Below are 15,095 nucleotides of genomic sequence, written 5' to 3'. Positions count from 1 at the left end.
ACATCTAAATTTGCCGAATGCAATTGACTGCACATCAGATTGGAGTATTACTGGAAGGTACTGTAGAAGGTAACCCTGAAGTCGCAGTAAATCAGCTAGCAAAAATTGAGGATGCTCAAGAGGGTTCTCTTTCATTTTTGGCCAATACGAAATATGAGCAATACGTTTATACTTCAAGGGCATCAGTAATTATTGTAAATCAAGATTTCGTCCCAACCCAGCCCGTAAGTGCCACACTCATAAAGGTTAAAAATTCATACAGTGCCTTTTCCGTTTTACTGGAGAAGTACGATGAAATGATCAAGTCCAACAAAAAGGGGATTGAAGAGTACAGTTTTATCCATCCAACAGCAACAATTGGCCAAGACGTATATATCGGTTCGTTTTCATACATCGGACCTAATGTGAAAATAGGCGACGGCAGTAAAATTTACCCTAACACTTACATTGCAGATAATGTAGTTATAGGAAAAAATGTAACCCTATATGCAGGGGTACAAGTTTATTTCAACTGTGAAATAGGTGATAAAAGTATCATCCACTCCGGAGCTATCATTGGAGCTGATGGATTTGGCTTCGTGCCAGATGGGCAGGGAAGTTACCGTAAGGTAAGCCAGATAGGAAATGTAATTATAGAAGAAAACGTAGAGATCGGCTCTAATACAACTGTTGACCGTGCGACGATGGGTTCGACAATAATCCGCAAGGGAGTAAAGCTTGATAACCTGATCCAGATAGCACATAACGTAGAAATTGGCGCCAACACTGTAATTGCCGCTCAAACGGGTATTTCGGGAAGCACTAAGATTGGTGAGAATTGCGTTATTGGAGGCCAGGTTGGCGTAGTTGGCCACATAACCATTGCTAATGGATCCAATATCGGAGCGAAATCCGGAGTTAATAATTCAATTAAGGAAGAAAATATGAGCTGGAACGGTGTTCCACTAGGACCATACCGAGAATCGCTCAAAGTTCAGGTCGTTATGAAAAGATTACCGGACCTTGAGAAGAGAATTCTTGAACTGGAGAAAATCATAAAAGACCAAGTAAAGTAATTAGCCCTCAAGCTGATTAACATTGATGTTATGAATGTAAAACAAAGAACAATTAAATCTGAGATCTCAGTTACCGGCGTAGGATTACATACAGGCCATGTAGCTACTATGACTTTTAAGCCTGCACCTGAAAATCATGGGTATAAATTTGTTCGTGTTGACTTACCAGGAGCACCGGTAATTGATGCGGATGTCGATAACGTTACTGATACATCACGTGGTACTACCATTTCAGCAAATGGGGCCAGTGTAAATACGGTTGAACATGTTCTTGCAAGCCTTGTTGGTGCCGAGGTTGATAATGTGATCATAGAACTTGACGGCCCGGAAACTCCCATAATGGATGGCAGTTCGATCATGTTTATGGAAGCTCTTGAAAAAGCCGGTATTGTAGATCAGGAGGCATATCGCGAATACTATACTATACCTCACAATATTCACTATTCGGAACCAGATCGCAAAGTAGAGATGGTGGCAATGCCACTTGATGATTACAGGTTCACCTGTATGATCGATTACAATTCACCTGTTTTAGGCAGCCAGCATGCGGCAATTACTACCATTTCTGAATTTAAAAAAGAAATTGCTTCGTGCAGAACATTTTGCTTCCTGCATGAATTGGAAATGCTGTTGAAGCATAATTTGATCAAAGGCGGTGACCTAAACAATGCCATTGTTGTTGTCGACAAGCAGGTTAGTAAAGATGAATTAAAAAACCTCGCCAAACTATTCAATAGGGATGATATCGATGTCGCAAAAGAAGGTATCCTTAATAATATAGAACTCCGCCATCAGAATGAACCTGCCCGTCATAAGCTATTGGATATGATCGGTGACCTGGCTTTAGTAGGTGTTCCTTTAAAAGGCCACATAATGGCAGCACGGCCTGGCCACGCTGCAAATATTGCTTTTGCTAAGAAGATTAAGGCCCAGATTAAAAAAGAGAAAAGTAAAAAACACGTTCAGATTTACAACCCGAATGCCACGCCATTGTATGATGTGGTCCAGATCATGAATATGTTGCCTCACCGGCAGCCATTTTTGTTCATTGATAAGATCCTGGAGCTTTCTAAAACCTATGTCGTGGGTGTGAAGAATGTCACGATGAATGAAGAATTTTTCAAAGGACATTTTCCGGGTGCACCTGTTATGCCGGGTGTGATCCAGATCGAAGCAATGGCTCAAACCGGTGGAATTTTACTATTGAGTACGGTACCAGATCCAAAGAATTACCTGACGTATTTTTTAAAGATTGATAAAGTGAGGTTCCGGGCACAAGTATTACCGGGAGATACTATTATATTTAGATGCGATCTGATGGAACCCATCAGACGAGGCATTTGCCAGATGAAGGGTGTAGGTATGGTGGGAGAAAAAATTGTCGTGGAAGCGGAAATGATGGCACAAATTATCAGAGTTAAAGAAAGTGATGTAACTGTATGATCCAGCCATTAGCATATATCCATCCACAGGCAAAGATTGCTGAAAATGTCGTAATCGAGCCGTTCGTTACCATTTACAAAGATGTTGTTATCGGCGAGGGAACCTGGATTGGATCGAACGTTACTATAATGGATGGCGCAAGAATTGGAAAGAACTGCCGTATCTTTCCGGGAGCTGTTATCTCAGCACAACCTCAGGATTTAAAATATAAAGGTGAAGCTTCTACCGTCACCATTGGCGATAACACGATCATCAGAGAATGTGTTACTCTGAACCGGGGAACCGCGCTAGACAAAAACACAACAACAATTGGATCGAACTGTCTTCTGATGGCGTATGTGCACGTTGCTCACGATTGCGTTATTGGAAATAATGTGATCATTGCAAATTCTGTGCAACTAGCCGGTCATATCGAAGTGCAGGATTTCGCATTTATAGGGGGTGCATCGGCGGTTCACCAGTTTGTGTCTATAGGAGCTCATTCCATAATTTCAGGCGGATCACTTGTCCGTAAAGACGTACCTCCATACACCAAAGCCGGACGGGAACCACTTTCTTATGTCGGGATCAACTCTGTAGGATTGAGGAGAAGAGGGTTTACATCCGAGCAGATTTATGAAATTCAGGATATCTACAGAACCATATTCCTAAAGAAATTTAACATTAGCCGTGCCCTTGACATCATTGAAACGGAAAGGGAGCCTACCGAGATACGTGATGAAATTCTTGATTTTATTCGCAATTCCAACAGGGGCGTTATGAAAGGCTTCGGCAGCGGGGTCTAATCAATTCGTCGCAGGAATGAAATACCTATCGAAATTCTTAAACCGATTGAATACCGGCAGTTCCGTGATTTTAAGTTCGTAAATGTCCAATGAAGATAATCCTGGAAAACATCGGTAGACGCTTCAACCGCGAATGGATTTTTAGGAACGTCAATTATACTTTTGAGAACGACAGGTCTTATGCTATCCTTGGTGCAAACGGTAGCGGCAAATCAACACTCTTGCAAGTAATTTCAGGCAGCCTTACTAGTTCAGAGGGTACGTTGTGTTACCGGCAAAACGATATTACAATTGATATTGAAAATATTTTCCCTGAATTAAGCCTGGCTGCACCGTACCTGGATTTAATTGAGGAATTCTCCCTAAGTGAACATATCGATTTTCACTTCCAGTTTAAGAAATACCGGGATGGTTACGATAAGAAAGCTTTGATATCACTTCTCAATCTGCAGCAGTCGGAACATAAGTCTCTTAAGTACTTTTCTTCTGGCATGAAACAGCGCGTCAAGCTTGCTCTTGCGTTTTGCTCGGACACCCGGGTGCTTTTACTGGATGAGCCCACATCAAATCTCGATTTGCAGGGAGTTGAATGGTACCTTTCCCTGATCAGGCAATTTTCAAAAGATCGGCTTGTAATTGTTTGTTCGAATCAGGAGCATGAATACGCTTTTTGCGAGGATAAAATTGTCGTAACTGATTACAAATAGTCGCATTCTACTAACATGATAATCTCTGACCTATTCGGCCAACATTTTGACGAGGTTGAGTTTTAATAAACAGGGATAAAACAGGGATGAAACAGGGAATAAAGAGGGATAAAACAAGTGTGATAAGCGTCTTTCATTCGATTTTTACCCTTTTTTAATTTTTCTTTTATCCATCTTTTTTCTTGATTATGTGAGTGTAGATTTTCGCTGGTTTTCTCAGGAGTATCGCCTTTGAAAATTAATTTTTTCACCGTATCTTTGCCGCTCGAAATCACCAAACTATCATGGCAAAAGCGTCAGAAATAAAAACAGGTAACATTTTAAGGTATAACGGCGAGCTAGTTACCGTTGACGAAATTGTGCACCGTACCCCTGGTAAAGGTGGTGCTTTTTATATCGGTAAGTTCAGGAACATCAAAACCAGTAAAACGGTTGAGGCCCGTCTTGGTACCGATGAGCAAGTTGAAATCTGCAGGGTAGAAACAAGCGATTACCAATACTTGTATGAGGAAGGTGATTATTTTGTCGTGATGGATAACACGTCATTTGAGCAATTTAGTATCGAGAAGACTCTTTTTGGCTCGGCTGCTAAGTTTTTGAAAGAAGGTATGAACGTGATTGTTTCTTTCGAAAGTGAAGAGCCAATAATGGCTCAGGCACCGACCAACGTTGAATTGGAAATTGTATACACAGAGCCCGCGGTTAAAGGTGATACGTCCACTAACGCGTTGAAGAATGCAACCGTTGAAACTGGAATAGAGATCAAGGTCCCTTTGTTTGTTAATCAGGGAGATAAAGTGAGAGTGGATACACGTACCGGTGATTATATAGAAAGAGTTAAATAGTATTATAGTTTAGTTTTAGGTTTAGGTTGATTATGCGGTCTTTCCAGAGGTGGAGAGGCCGTTTTTTATTGGACATATTTTGATAGAGTTTTATACATTAGCAGTGTGGACAAAGCTCATTTACGTAGGGAATTCTTAGAAAAGAGGCTCGCGATCTCCAGGTCAGGTTATTGGACACAAATGGATAAGATCATGGAACAGATCGCCCTTATAAACTGGTCGAATTCCCCCTGCACTCACATCTTTCTTCCTATCAGGAAAAACAACGAAATTGATACGTTTTCAATCATCAATTATTTGAAACTTGAACAACCGCAAGTCAAAATTGTCGTCCCGCGGACTGATTTCGAGAAACTTTCAATTGACAGCATTTTGTACAACCATGAGTATACGATCCTCGGCAGGAACAAATATGACATTCCAGAACCTATACATGGGAGTAAAATTCCATCCGAAGAAATCGATATTGTTTTTCTCCCCCTGATTGCCTGCGATTTAAAAGGAAATCGCGTAGGGTATGGCAAAGGCTTTTATGATCGTTTTTTGAAAGGCTGCCGGGCCGATGCGAAGAAGATCGGTCTTTCTTTTTTTGATCCTATTGTAGAGATCAGCGATGTCAACGAATTTGATATTCCCCTTGATATTTGTATTAGCCCTAGTAAAACCTGGGTGTTTAGAGAATAATACTTTACTGAAGGTGAGTCGAGGAATACTCTTAACTCAGAATGTTAATTCTAATAAAACGGGGCAATGATCCGAGTGCCTGGCTTCGGGCAAAATTGCGGATCGTTTTATATTATCGCGCAGGCCCTCTGTAACCATATTATAATCGATACGCCAACCCAGGTTCTTCATTCTTGCATTTGCCCTGTAACTCCACCAGGTATAATTATGAGGCTCTGAATTGAAATGTCGAAAGCTGTCCACAAATCCGGTATTGATGAAATTCTCCATCCACTCCCGTTCTGCTGGCAAAAATCCGGATGAATTCGCATTAGATTTAGGATTGTGAATGTCGATAGCCCGGTGGCAAATATTATAATCGCCGGAAATGACTAGCTTCGGGTGATCTAATTTTATTTTATCGGCATAATCCTGAAAATCCTTAAGGAACCGGTACTTGAATAACTGTCGGTCTTCCCCGCTTGAACCAGAAGGGAAATATGTACTCATCACCGAGAAATTATCGAAGTCCGCACGGATAACACGCCCTTCCCGGTCGTAGTCGTCCATACCGCATCCGTATTCAACATGTTTTGGAGAATGTTTTGTGAAGATAGCGGTTCCGCTATAACCTTTTTTCTCCGCCGGATTCCAGTAGTGCTCGTAACCTAATTGTTCAAGCAACAACAGATCAACTAACTGGTCGGGAGTGGCCTTAATTTCCTGTAAACAAACAATATCCGGATTCGCCGCCTCCAGCCAGGCAAGCCAATTTTTACTCAGCGCCGAACGTATTCCGTTAACGTTGTAAGAGATGATTTTCATGAAAATTAAAGTGGACTATTTTTAATCCCCATTTTTCGTTTTTCAAGTTTTCGAGCTTCACTTTTTTTAAGGACAGTAACTTCCATTCGAATATCTTCAAGCGGCCGATTATCCGGAGAGGTTACTACTGAGGCGATTGTATCGACCATCTCAAGTCCCTGAACGATTTCGCCGTAAACCGTGTAATTCCCGTCAAGATGGGGTGTGCCTCCCAAAGTCTTGTAAACCGTACGCTGAGATTCCGGTATTATTCGGCCGTTCATGCGACTCATCCTGGTTTTGTCAAGCTCCTCGTCCGTAAATTTTTTGCCCTGAACAAGGTAGAACTGACTTGCGCTGGATGCCTTTTCAGGATTATTATTACGAGCAGCAGCCAGCACGCCTTTTTTGTGGAACAAACTGTCGCGAAACTCCGCGTCCACACGATATCCCAAATCGCCAGATCCTAAAGTTTGCCCGGCAACAGCCGTTTTTGAATCAGGATCACCACCCTGAATCATGAATTCACTGATCACACGATGAAAAAGAGTCCCGTTGTAAAAGCCATCTTTTGCCAATTTCAGGAAATTGTCACGGTGTTTAGGAGTCTGGTTATAAAGCATTACCACGCATTCGCCTTTGCTGGTTTTTATCCTGACATAACTATGCTTAGGTTTTGTATTTCCAACCAGGGTGAATAATGCAAAAATTATTAATAATAAGTATTTTTTCATTAGTCTGTTATTTAAATGAACGCAAAGCTTATTCTAGCAGATTTTCAAAATAAGTAATAATTAATGATCTCATAATCATTTCCTGCTCTAGAAGTGTATATGCTGGAATAGGTTTAACTAATGTCCAGTGCGGCCATCCGTCCTGATCAATCCCTTCGAGCTCATAAAAGCCCAGCTCACTAAATAGCCTGCAATTAGCAATATGCATAAGTTCTTCTTTTTGCCGCTTACTAAATTTTTGTGGACCTTTGCCTAATTCCTGAACACCAATTAGAAAAAGCATAACCTTCATATCCGGAATGTCGGTGTCAAAATTTCTAGCGATTTTTTCCTGTAAAACAGCCCATTTTTCATTTATCTCCGAAGGTTTCATATCCTGTAAAAGTCTGTAAAAATTCGATATATGCCGCTATGTCTGAAGAGAAATCTATGTCCAATTAGTATATTTGTTCATGCAAAAACCAATCGTCACTGCCTTACTTGCCTATGGGATGTCGGGTAAATTATTTCATGCACCATTTGTCAATTTTCACCAGGGCTTTAAGTTTAAAGGCGTTTTTGAACACAATAATAAGCGTGTCAATTCAGACTATCCGGATGTAAAAAGTTATGATTCATTGCAGGAAGTTTTGGATGACCCAGAGATTGAGTTGGTAATTGTTAATACACCAAGTAACTTACATGTGGAGCATACCCGGCAGGCGCTTCTCGCCGGCAAACATGTGCTTGTTGAAAAGCCTTTTGCCCCGACAGTGAAGGAAGCCGAAGATTTATTTAATCTTGGAAGGCAAGTAGATAAGAAGATCATGATCTACCAGAACAGAAGATTTTCAAGTGATTTTGCGGTGACAAGGGACACTATAAATAGCGGTAAACTTGGAAATATTATCGAGATGCATCTTCGTTATGATCGCTACCGGGCTGAAATTGGTCCTAAAGCGTTCAAGGAAAATCCATTCCCAGCGAGTGGGATTGTTTATGACCTAGCGGCCCATCTTCTTGATCAGGTGATATGTATTATGGGGAGACCGGAAAGATATCGGAAGATTACGGGCGTTTATCGCGAGAACTCCAAAGTAGATGACTACGGTCATATTCATCTGGTTTACCCTGGTAAGAAGAATGTTTTTATAACGACCAGCCTACTTGTTGCTGACCCTTTGCCCGGTATTGTTATCCACGGAACTAAGGGTTCATTTATTAAGTCATTTTGTGATTCTCAGGAAGATCAGCTTATCGCTGGAATGAAGCCGGGTGACGCGGATTTTGGTAGAGAAGCAGATGGAAAGGACGGCATCCTTACAACAGTTAATTCAGTTGGCGAAAAAAACACAGAGAAAGTTCCTTCAGTGCGCGGTAGGTACATTGACCTATTCGAGGCGGTGTATCAAAATGTGAGGAACAACATATCATTCCCGGTGAAAGAAGAAGAAGTTCTAATTCAACTTGAAATTTTAGAAAGCAGCGCCGAATAAGTTCCATTGTATACAGAAACATTATTGTTACAGCGTCAGAGTTAATGCATTAGGTAATCAAAAGTCTTTTTTATAGTTTTGAGCCTGGTATGAAGAGAATAAAAAAATCGTTTGGATTAGCGCTCTCAGTAGTTTTACTGCTGAGCTTTTCTGTGACGCTTATTCCTCTTGATTTTCTTCATAATCATCAAACTGCACAAACCCAAAGCTCTTGTGTTAAAGACAAGACGCATAAAAGCTGCACCCATAAACTGCACATTACCAAGAAGGCAGATTTTTGCTGGGCCTGTGCTGTTCATTTCGATAAAACCTTTACTAAGGTAAGCTTCATTGAGAAGCTTAAATTATCTCCGGGCCTATCGCTGTTCATTAATAATGAAACAGCTGGGTATGTCATTGAGCGCCTGTTCACCGGGCTAAGGGGACCTCCAACGGAATAAAGCTACCGTTTTTCTTTTTTGCCCTGCTTTAGGGCTTAATTCCGTTTACCCTATTATCTCATAAAATGAAATCATTATTTCTGTATATAACGTTATTATTCACGTCTGTAAACACCTTTGCAGAGATTATCTCCCTCGATGGCAGAGTTATTGACTCACAAACAAATGAAACACTGCCTGGTGCTTTGATTACTATTCCCGACCTGAAAATCTCAGTTGTTTCAAATGCATCAGGTGAATTCACATTCAGCAATATCCCACAAAAAGGCCGCTTCCTAGTCGAAGTAAGATATATTGGCTACAAAACATTTATTCAAACTGTAGATCTTGCCAATGCTTCAGGGGTAGAATTCGCTTTAGTGCCAAGCACAATCGAAGCCAAGGAAGTTGTTATTACGGGCACAGCATTCAGCAGCGATAATCGTAAAAACAGTACGGCAGTTTCATCAGTTACTAAGGATCAGTTAGTTAATCGCCCGTCAGGCAATCTTGTTGACGCGATTGCAAAAGTACCCGGAGTATCGCAGGTAACAACTGGTGGTGGAATATCTAAACCAGTAATCAGAGGATTGAGTTATAATCGCGTTGTTACCCTGGTTGATGGAGCAAAACAGGAAGGACAGCAGTGGGGCGACGAGCACGGTCTTGAGGTTGATCAGTATAGTGCAGAGCGTGTGGAGGTCCTAAGGGGTGCAGCAAGCTTGCTTTATGGTTCTGATGCTTTGGGTGGAGTAATAAACATACTGGAACCTCTTCCCTCACCCGAAGGCCAAGTTCAGGGGGAATTTTTAACAAGTTATCAGTCTAATAACGGCCTAAGCGGAACTTCTGCGATGGTTAAGGGTAATAGCAATGGCTTTGTTTGGCGGGCACGGGGATCCTACAAAAATGGGTTTAGTTACAACGCACCGGGTGGCCGGATTGCAAATACCGGTTATAATGAAACTAGTCTCAGTTGGCAAGTTGGATTGAATAAGAAATGGGGCTATGCCCATTTGAATCTATCTAGTTTCAGGAACAATATTGGACTGCCCGATTTCAGCCGTAACGCGGATGGGATGTTCGAGGATGAAAACGGAAGTATTCTGAGCGATGATGATTTGAAGAACCGCGATCTCTTTCTTCCTTTCCAGGATATCCGTCATTACAAGGTGGCAATAAATAGCCACATTTTATTTAGTAGCGGAAGACTTCGGACAACACTCGCTTTTCAGGACAATCAAAGACGTGAGCTTGAGGATAACACAAATGACCCGGCACTTTTCTTTGATCTGAAAACTTATAGCTCAGATTTCAAGTATTATTTTAATGAAAAAAATGGTTGGGAACCTGTTTTAGGTTTTTCAGGTTCGGTTCAGGAAAATCAGAACAAGGCTCCAGAACTTCTTATACCGGACTATAAATCGAAAGAATTTGGCTTGTTTGGGTATGCGAAGAAATCATGGGCAACAACCACTTTGAACTTTGGCGGTCGTTTTGATTATCGAAACATCGATGGCATTGAAATGGACGAAGATGGTACACCGAAGTTCAGCGATTTCAGTAACAGCTTTTCAAATGTAAGTGGTGCATTGGGATTCACGAAGGAGTTTAATGAACATTTCAATTTCAAAGCGAATCTTGGATCAGCATTCCGGTCTCCTAATATTGCCGAGCTAAGTTCTGACGGAGTCCATGAAGGTACTTTCCGGTACGAAATTGGGAATACCAAATTAAAGCCTGAAAACAGTTATTACGGCGACCTGGCATTTGAGTTCAATAACAATACTGTTAGTGCCAGTCTGGGGGCATTCAATAATTACATAGATAACTTCATTTTTAGCAGCCAGCTTAATAATGAGAACATTTTGGTCGATACCGAAACGCTTCCGGTTTATCGATTTATTCAGGCAAATGCAAATTTGACAGGATTAGAAGCAAGCTTCACCTATCATCCTGCTGAACTTCTGCACTTTGAGAACAGTTTTTCTTACACCCGTGGAATCAATAGGGCCACTGACAGCCCTTTGCCTTTTATTCCTGCAGCAATGCTTCGGAACGAACTAAGGCTTGAACCAGAATTCAAGGGATTGAAATCTACATATTTTTCGATTGCACTGGATAACGCATTCGCCCAAAACCGCGTTGACAGGTTCGAGACGATTACGTCCGGCTATAGTCTTGTGAACCTTGGCTTAGGGACGACTATGTTGCTTGGCAAGCAACCAGTAAGGGTGAATCTATCAGCAAACAATTTGTTTGATAAAGCATATTACGATCATTTAAGCCGATTCAAGCCTGGCAGACTTGATGAAGCACAACCCAGCGTTGGTTATTTCAACCAGGGTAGAAATATCTCAATTGGACTTTATTTGCCATTCAAATAATACTTAAGCTTTCAAGCCTCAGCGAACTTTGGAATTTAGCTTCGCTGAGGCTTTGTTTTTCCGATAAGACAAAGCAACCAATTCAAATTTGATTTTAAACTTATATTCGCCTTGAGTGTTCTGATGGAAACCCTTATCCATGCGAAGCTTATTTTTGTGCATCCTAAGTATTTTATCGGTTACGACTTCAGCCCAGCAAAGTCAGCCGCTTTCCATCACCCTGGAAAATGTTGAATATCCTCACCCGGTCAGCTTTCTGCCAATTAATACCGAAGGTCAGGATCTCCGAATGGCCTATATGGACATCAAATCATCCAGGCCAAATGGTTCAACGGTGATGTTGTTTCATGGGAAAAATTTCGCCGGATACTATTGGACGAATGTCATCAAAGGCCTTTCAGAAACAGGATACCGTGTTATTGTTCCTGATCAAATAGGGTTTGGGAAATCCTCTAAAGCACTTATTGATTATAGCTTCCATACATTGGCTACTTTTAGTAAGCAACTTTTAGACAGCTTGGGTATTAAAAAGTCGATAATTATGGGGCATTCTATGGGTGGAATGCTTGCTACGCGCTTTGCATTAATGTATCCGGCTACAACCAGCCAACTGGTGCTTGAAAACCCAATTGGCCTTGAAGATTACCGGGCTTTTGTGCCATACGCAACAACGGAAAATATGTACAAGACCGAATTGAAAACTACACCAGAAAGCGTCAAGAAGTATTATCAAAGTTCATACTTTGTGGAATGGAAGCCGGAATATGATGAACTTGTTAGAATTGCTGCAGGTATTACAGGGAGTTCCGATTTCCCACGGGCGGCAAAGGTGGCGGCTCTTACCTCTCAAATGATCTATGAGCAACCGGTAATCCATGAATTTCATTTATTGAAAGTGCCGGTACTGTTGTTGATCGGTACTCAGGACAAAACTATTGTTGGAAAAGCCAGGCTAAGTTTAGAGGATCAGAAAAAACACGGGCAGTATTCCGTGCTTGGCAAGCAAACCGCTGCCAAGATTACTAATTCCAAGTTAGTTGAATTTCATAACGCAGGACATATTCCTCATCTGGAAATCGCACCGGAATTCCTAAAGGCTTTGAAAGATAATATTAAGCCTTGAGTACTGTAATAATTTGATCGATAGTAAGCTTCTGTTGGTCGCCGCTTTTCATATTTTTTAGGCTTAGTTTACCGCTCTCCATTTCTTCGCTGCCAATCAGAATGACAAAAGGAATTTTTTTATCATCAGCATAGTTAAGCTGTTTCTTGAGCTTAGCGGACGATGGATAGATTTCTGAGTTTATTCCCGATTCTCTCAACTTCCCAAGTAAAGGCAATGCATAGGTTTCAGCGTTGTGATCAAAATTGCTGATCATTACACGTGTGCTTTCAGACGTTACTTCAGGGAAAAGATCAAGTTCTTCCAGAACGTCATAAATGCGATCTGCACCGAATGAGATACCAACACCTGTTAAATCCTTTAAGCCAAACATTCCTGTAAGGTCATCATACCGGCCCCCGCCACCAATACTGCCCATGGCAACTTCATTGGTTTTGACTTCGAATATGGCACCGGTGTAATAATTAAGACCCCGGGCAAGGGTAATGTCGAGTTCAAGATGAAGAGGTCTGAGGTCTGAGGTCTGAGGTCTGAGGAGTGCGATATAACTGATGATAGTGTTGATCTCTTCGATCCCTTTCAGGCCGACGGCAGAATCCTGTAAAACAGACTTGAGGTTTTCAATCTTTGATTCGTTGGTGCCCTGCAATAATATCACAGGTTCAAGTTTTTCGATATCAGCAGTTGTGAACCCACGTTCAATCAACTCTTTAGTTACACCATCAAAACCAATCTTGTCAAGCTTATCAATTGCGACCGTCATATCGACGATCAGCTGAGGTTTGCCGATGATCTCAGCAATTCCCGACAAGATTTTGCGGTTATTAATTTTGATCGTAAAGTCTTTAAGGCCCAGTTCGGAAAGGGCTTCATGGTATATGAGAATAAACTCAGCTTCATTCAATAAACTGTCAGAACCAACTACATCAGCATCGCATTGATAAAACTCGCGATATCTGCCTTTTTGGGGACGATCAGCACGCCAGACAGGCTGGATCTGAAATCGTTTAAACGGAAAGGAAATATCGTTCTGGTGCATTACGACGTACCTGGCAAATGGAACTGTAAGGTCATACCGGAGGGCTTTTTCACTTATGGAGGGTGTAAGTTGCTGGGAGTTATTAGCCGAAAGCTTTTCTGCGGGCACCTTGGCCAGGAAATCACCAGAATTCAAAACTTTAAAAATAAGCTTGTCTCCTTCATCGCCATACTTTCCCGTCAGGGTATCCAAATTTTCCATCGTTGGGGTTTGGATCTCCTGGTACCCATATTTCTTAAATACTGAACCTATCGTGTTGAAAATATAATTTCTACGAACCATTTCAGCGGGAGAAAAATCCCTGGTTCCTTTTGGGATAGATGGTTTTATTGTGGCCATTGTTTAAAGGTATTGGTTATGCCCCAGAGCTTAATTCTTTGATGATCTCTCGACACCGACTTTCAACCATTTTGTACACTGGGTCGAAAAGCGAATCGTCGTAATATGGATCAGGCACAATATCAGTTTTTAGAAGCAGGCTAACTTTTGAAAGATCTGATTCGTTTCTCGCCAATGACTTAACATCACTTAAGTTGCTGTAATCCATTACGAAAATATGATCGTACATGTCAAAATCACTTACATCGAACTGGCGACAACATTGACTTGAAATGTTCACACCATAGTTTTTTGCCACGGCAATCGATCGGCGGTCGGGTTGCTGGCCGATATGCCAATTGCCCGTTCCCGCTGAATCGATTTCCCAGTCCAGTCCTTCCTCTCTTGCAAGGTGTTCAAGAATTCCATGAGCCAAAGGAGAGCGACAAATGTTGCCCAGGCAAACCATCAGAATTTTCATTAGGTCACTAACTGTTTTTATTTGAAAATATCATTCAATAAAGAGGCTAGGTGGATTCCACCTTTAAGCATCTGATCATTTGCGATTCCGATATAGTCATACGTATAACGGTAACTAAGTTTGTCACCGGGTTTAACATTAGCGTAGATCTTTTCAGAAATTACATAAGATTCAGTTACCCATTCTGATAGCCCCTGGCCCTGCAACTGTTTAAGGCGGGTGTTATCAATAAAATTTATTGCTCGCGCATATTCAGTATAACTTAACTTTTGGTCTTCAACCATATCACTATCCCAAACACGGTGCAGGTTTGTCGGTTGGCCGAACCATGTCACCTGGAATCTGCCGCCACCAAGATCATCAGGATGCGCAGCGTGCATCGGCTGGTGAATGTCCCCGACGAAATGTATCAGGAGTCGTAAATACATCTGCTTTTTGTCCTGTGAAAGGGATTTATCTCTAAGTTCTTTGCTAAGAAATTGTATTCGGGTATAAACATCAGTTACTGTATCCTGTGCAAGATAAGCTTTCAATTCGTCTGGACTTATGCCAGATTTTAAGTTGATATAATGCCAGTTGTCCAAGTATTTGTAGGCTGGTTCAGATTTAATAAAGTCTCCCCAGTTACTTGCCATGGCCAAGGTTTCGTTACCCAAAATCTCTTTAATTTCCCGACTTGTCCGCCGTTTAAGGTAGCTTTCCGCGATCTCTCCGACAACTCTATGTCCAAGCAAGCCCCAAGCCATTGTACTTATTGGCAGGTAAGCCAAAAAAGCTACTAGAATTATTTTTTTTGATTTATTATTCAGCATGTGCG

16 protein-coding genes are annotated in these 15,095 nt (G+C 41.5%); 10 read left to right on the top strand and 6 right to left on the bottom strand.

Going from position 1 to position 15,095, the window contains the following annotated elements; genetic code table 11:
• Positions 1 to 17: 17 nt before the first annotated feature.
• The 6 genes from lpxD (at position 18) to B5X60_RS11945 (ending at position 5,519) form a co-directional block, all read left to right on the top strand.
• Positions 18 to 1,055: a UDP-3-O-(3-hydroxymyristoyl)glucosamine N-acyltransferase gene (gene lpxD, locus B5X60_RS11975; RefSeq protein WP_079702922.1), complete on the top strand. Its 1,038-nt coding sequence runs from the start codon at positions 18 to 20 to the stop codon at positions 1,053 to 1,055.
• A gap of 30 nt (positions 1,056 to 1,085) precedes the next feature.
• Positions 1,086 to 2,498, top strand: coding sequence for a bifunctional UDP-3-O-[3-hydroxymyristoyl] N-acetylglucosamine deacetylase/3-hydroxyacyl-ACP dehydratase (locus tag B5X60_RS11970; protein WP_079702921.1), 1,413 nt, complete (start codon positions 1,086 to 1,088; stop codon positions 2,496 to 2,498).
• Entirely contained in the window at positions 2,495 to 3,283 is a 789-nt protein-coding gene (gene lpxA, locus B5X60_RS11965; RefSeq protein ID WP_079702920.1) for an acyl-ACP--UDP-N-acetylglucosamine O-acyltransferase, read from the top strand. Before B5X60_RS11970 ends, lpxA begins: the two co-directional genes overlap by 4 nt.
• A gap of 89 nt (positions 3,284 to 3,372) precedes the next feature.
• Entirely contained in the window at positions 3,373 to 3,990 is a 618-nt protein-coding gene (locus B5X60_RS11960) for an ABC transporter ATP-binding protein (RefSeq protein WP_079702919.1), read from the top strand.
• Between the two features lie 284 nt (positions 3,991 to 4,274).
• Positions 4,275 to 4,835: an elongation factor P gene (efp, locus tag B5X60_RS11950; protein WP_079702917.1), complete on the top strand. Its 561-nt coding sequence runs from the start codon at positions 4,275 to 4,277 to the stop codon at positions 4,833 to 4,835.
• A gap of 105 nt (positions 4,836 to 4,940) precedes the next feature.
• On the top strand, positions 4,941 to 5,519 hold the full coding sequence (locus B5X60_RS11945; RefSeq protein WP_079702916.1) for a 5-formyltetrahydrofolate cyclo-ligase: 579 nt from the start codon (positions 4,941 to 4,943) through the stop codon (positions 5,517 to 5,519).
• 36 nt (positions 5,520 to 5,555) lie between these two features.
• Here B5X60_RS11945 and B5X60_RS11940 read toward each other — a convergent pair whose 3' ends face one another.
• From B5X60_RS11940 to B5X60_RS11930, 3 genes are read right to left on the bottom strand one after another with little or no spacing between them, the layout of a single operon-like run.
• The gene (locus tag B5X60_RS11940; RefSeq protein WP_079702915.1) at positions 5,556 to 6,323 is read right to left on the bottom strand and encodes an exodeoxyribonuclease III; all 768 of its coding nucleotides are present in this window, start codon (positions 6,321 to 6,323) and stop codon (positions 5,556 to 5,558) included.
• Positions 6,324 to 6,328: 5 nt separating this feature from the next.
• Positions 6,329 to 7,036 carry a peptidylprolyl isomerase gene (locus B5X60_RS11935; RefSeq protein ID WP_079702914.1) on the bottom strand — a complete coding sequence of 236 codons (708 nt, stop codon included), beginning with the start codon at positions 7,034 to 7,036 and terminating at the stop codon, positions 6,329 to 6,331.
• A 28-nt stretch (positions 7,037 to 7,064) separates the two neighbouring features.
• Entirely contained in the window at positions 7,065 to 7,409 is a 345-nt protein-coding gene (locus B5X60_RS11930; protein WP_079702913.1) for a hypothetical protein, read from the bottom strand.
• A 79-nt stretch (positions 7,410 to 7,488) separates the two neighbouring features.
• On the opposite strand from B5X60_RS11930, the gene B5X60_RS11925 reads away from it, so the two are divergent.
• The 4 genes from B5X60_RS11925 to B5X60_RS11910 all read left to right on the top strand — a co-directional run bounded on the left by B5X60_RS11925 (position 7,489) and on the right by B5X60_RS11910 (position 12,440).
• Entirely contained in the window at positions 7,489 to 8,511 is a 1,023-nt protein-coding gene (locus B5X60_RS11925; RefSeq protein ID WP_079702912.1) for a Gfo/Idh/MocA family oxidoreductase, read from the top strand.
• An 89-nt stretch (positions 8,512 to 8,600) separates the two neighbouring features.
• Complete coding sequence (locus B5X60_RS11920; RefSeq protein ID WP_079702911.1) at positions 8,601 to 8,951, top strand: hypothetical protein; 351 nt, start codon at positions 8,601 to 8,603, stop codon at positions 8,949 to 8,951.
• A 65-nt stretch (positions 8,952 to 9,016) separates the two neighbouring features.
• Positions 9,017 to 11,317 carry a TonB-dependent receptor gene (locus B5X60_RS11915; RefSeq protein WP_079702910.1) on the top strand — a complete coding sequence of 767 codons (2,301 nt, stop codon included), beginning with the start codon at positions 9,017 to 9,019 and terminating at the stop codon, positions 11,315 to 11,317.
• A gap of 139 nt (positions 11,318 to 11,456) precedes the next feature.
• Positions 11,457 to 12,440, top strand: a complete 984-nt coding sequence (locus tag B5X60_RS11910; protein WP_079702909.1) for an alpha/beta fold hydrolase — start codon at positions 11,457 to 11,459, stop codon at positions 12,438 to 12,440.
• Here the strand turns inward: B5X60_RS11910 and hisS are convergent.
• Genes hisS through B5X60_RS11895 form a run of 3 tightly spaced genes read right to left on the bottom strand, consistent with a single transcriptional unit; the run spans position 12,430 to position 15,090 of the window.
• Positions 12,430 to 13,818 carry a histidine--tRNA ligase gene (gene hisS / locus B5X60_RS11905; protein ID WP_079702908.1) on the bottom strand — a complete coding sequence of 463 codons (1,389 nt, stop codon included), beginning with the start codon at positions 13,816 to 13,818 and terminating at the stop codon, positions 12,430 to 12,432. The two genes, B5X60_RS11910 and hisS, sit on opposite strands and share 11 nt — an antisense overlap.
• A 16-nt stretch (positions 13,819 to 13,834) precedes the next feature.
• The gene (locus B5X60_RS11900) at positions 13,835 to 14,278 is read right to left on the bottom strand and encodes a low molecular weight protein-tyrosine-phosphatase (RefSeq protein ID WP_079702907.1); all 444 of its coding nucleotides are present in this window, start codon (positions 14,276 to 14,278) and stop codon (positions 13,835 to 13,837) included.
• Positions 14,279 to 14,295: 17 nt separating this feature from the next.
• Positions 14,296 to 15,090 (bottom strand): S1/P1 nuclease, encoded by a 795-nt coding sequence (locus B5X60_RS11895; protein WP_079702906.1) that lies wholly within the window; start codon positions 15,088 to 15,090, stop codon positions 14,296 to 14,298.
• Between the last annotated feature and the right edge of the window lie 5 nt (positions 15,091 to 15,095).

This window comes from Daejeonella lutea (genome assembly GCF_900168015.1).
GTDB lineage: Bacteria > Bacteroidota > Bacteroidia > Sphingobacteriales > Sphingobacteriaceae > Daejeonella > Daejeonella lutea.
This window is presented reverse-complemented; position numbering and strand designations above follow the sequence as displayed.

Excerpts from the sequence above, each read along its gene's own strand:
- lpxD (WP_079702922.1), top strand. The coding sequence starts at position 18 with ATGCAATTGACTGCACATCAGATTGGAGTATTACTGGAAGGTACTGTA.
- B5X60_RS11970 (WP_079702921.1), top strand. The coding sequence starts at position 1,086 with ATGAATGTAAAACAAAGAACAATTAAATCTGAGATCTCAGTTACCGGC.
- lpxA (WP_079702920.1), top strand. The coding sequence starts at position 2,495 with ATGATCCAGCCATTAGCATATATCCATCCACAGGCAAAGATTGCTGAA.
- B5X60_RS11960 (WP_079702919.1), top strand. The coding sequence starts at position 3,373 with ATGAAGATAATCCTGGAAAACATCGGTAGACGCTTCAACCGCGAATGG.
- efp (WP_079702917.1), top strand. The coding sequence starts at position 4,275 with ATGGCAAAAGCGTCAGAAATAAAAACAGGTAACATTTTAAGGTATAAC.
- B5X60_RS11940 (WP_079702915.1), bottom strand. The coding sequence starts at position 6,323 with ATGAAAATCATCTCTTACAACGTTAACGGAATACGTTCGGCGCTGAGT.
- B5X60_RS11935 (WP_079702914.1), bottom strand. The coding sequence starts at position 7,036 with ATGAAAAAATACTTATTATTAATAATTTTTGCATTATTCACCCTGGTT.
- B5X60_RS11930 (WP_079702913.1), bottom strand. The coding sequence starts at position 7,409 with ATGAAACCTTCGGAGATAAATGAAAAATGGGCTGTTTTACAGGAAAAA.
- B5X60_RS11925 (WP_079702912.1), top strand. The coding sequence starts at position 7,489 with ATGCAAAAACCAATCGTCACTGCCTTACTTGCCTATGGGATGTCGGGT.
- B5X60_RS11920 (WP_079702911.1), top strand. The coding sequence starts at position 8,601 with ATGAAGAGAATAAAAAAATCGTTTGGATTAGCGCTCTCAGTAGTTTTA.
- B5X60_RS11915 (WP_079702910.1), top strand. The coding sequence starts at position 9,017 with ATGAAATCATTATTTCTGTATATAACGTTATTATTCACGTCTGTAAAC.
- B5X60_RS11910 (WP_079702909.1), top strand. The coding sequence starts at position 11,457 with ATGCGAAGCTTATTTTTGTGCATCCTAAGTATTTTATCGGTTACGACT.
- hisS (WP_079702908.1), bottom strand. The coding sequence starts at position 13,818 with ATGGCCACAATAAAACCATCTATCCCAAAAGGAACCAGGGATTTTTCT.
- B5X60_RS11900 (WP_079702907.1), bottom strand. The coding sequence starts at position 14,278 with ATGAAAATTCTGATGGTTTGCCTGGGCAACATTTGTCGCTCTCCTTTG.
- B5X60_RS11895 (WP_079702906.1), bottom strand. The coding sequence starts at position 15,090 with ATGCTGAATAATAAATCAAAAAAAATAATTCTAGTAGCTTTTTTGGCT.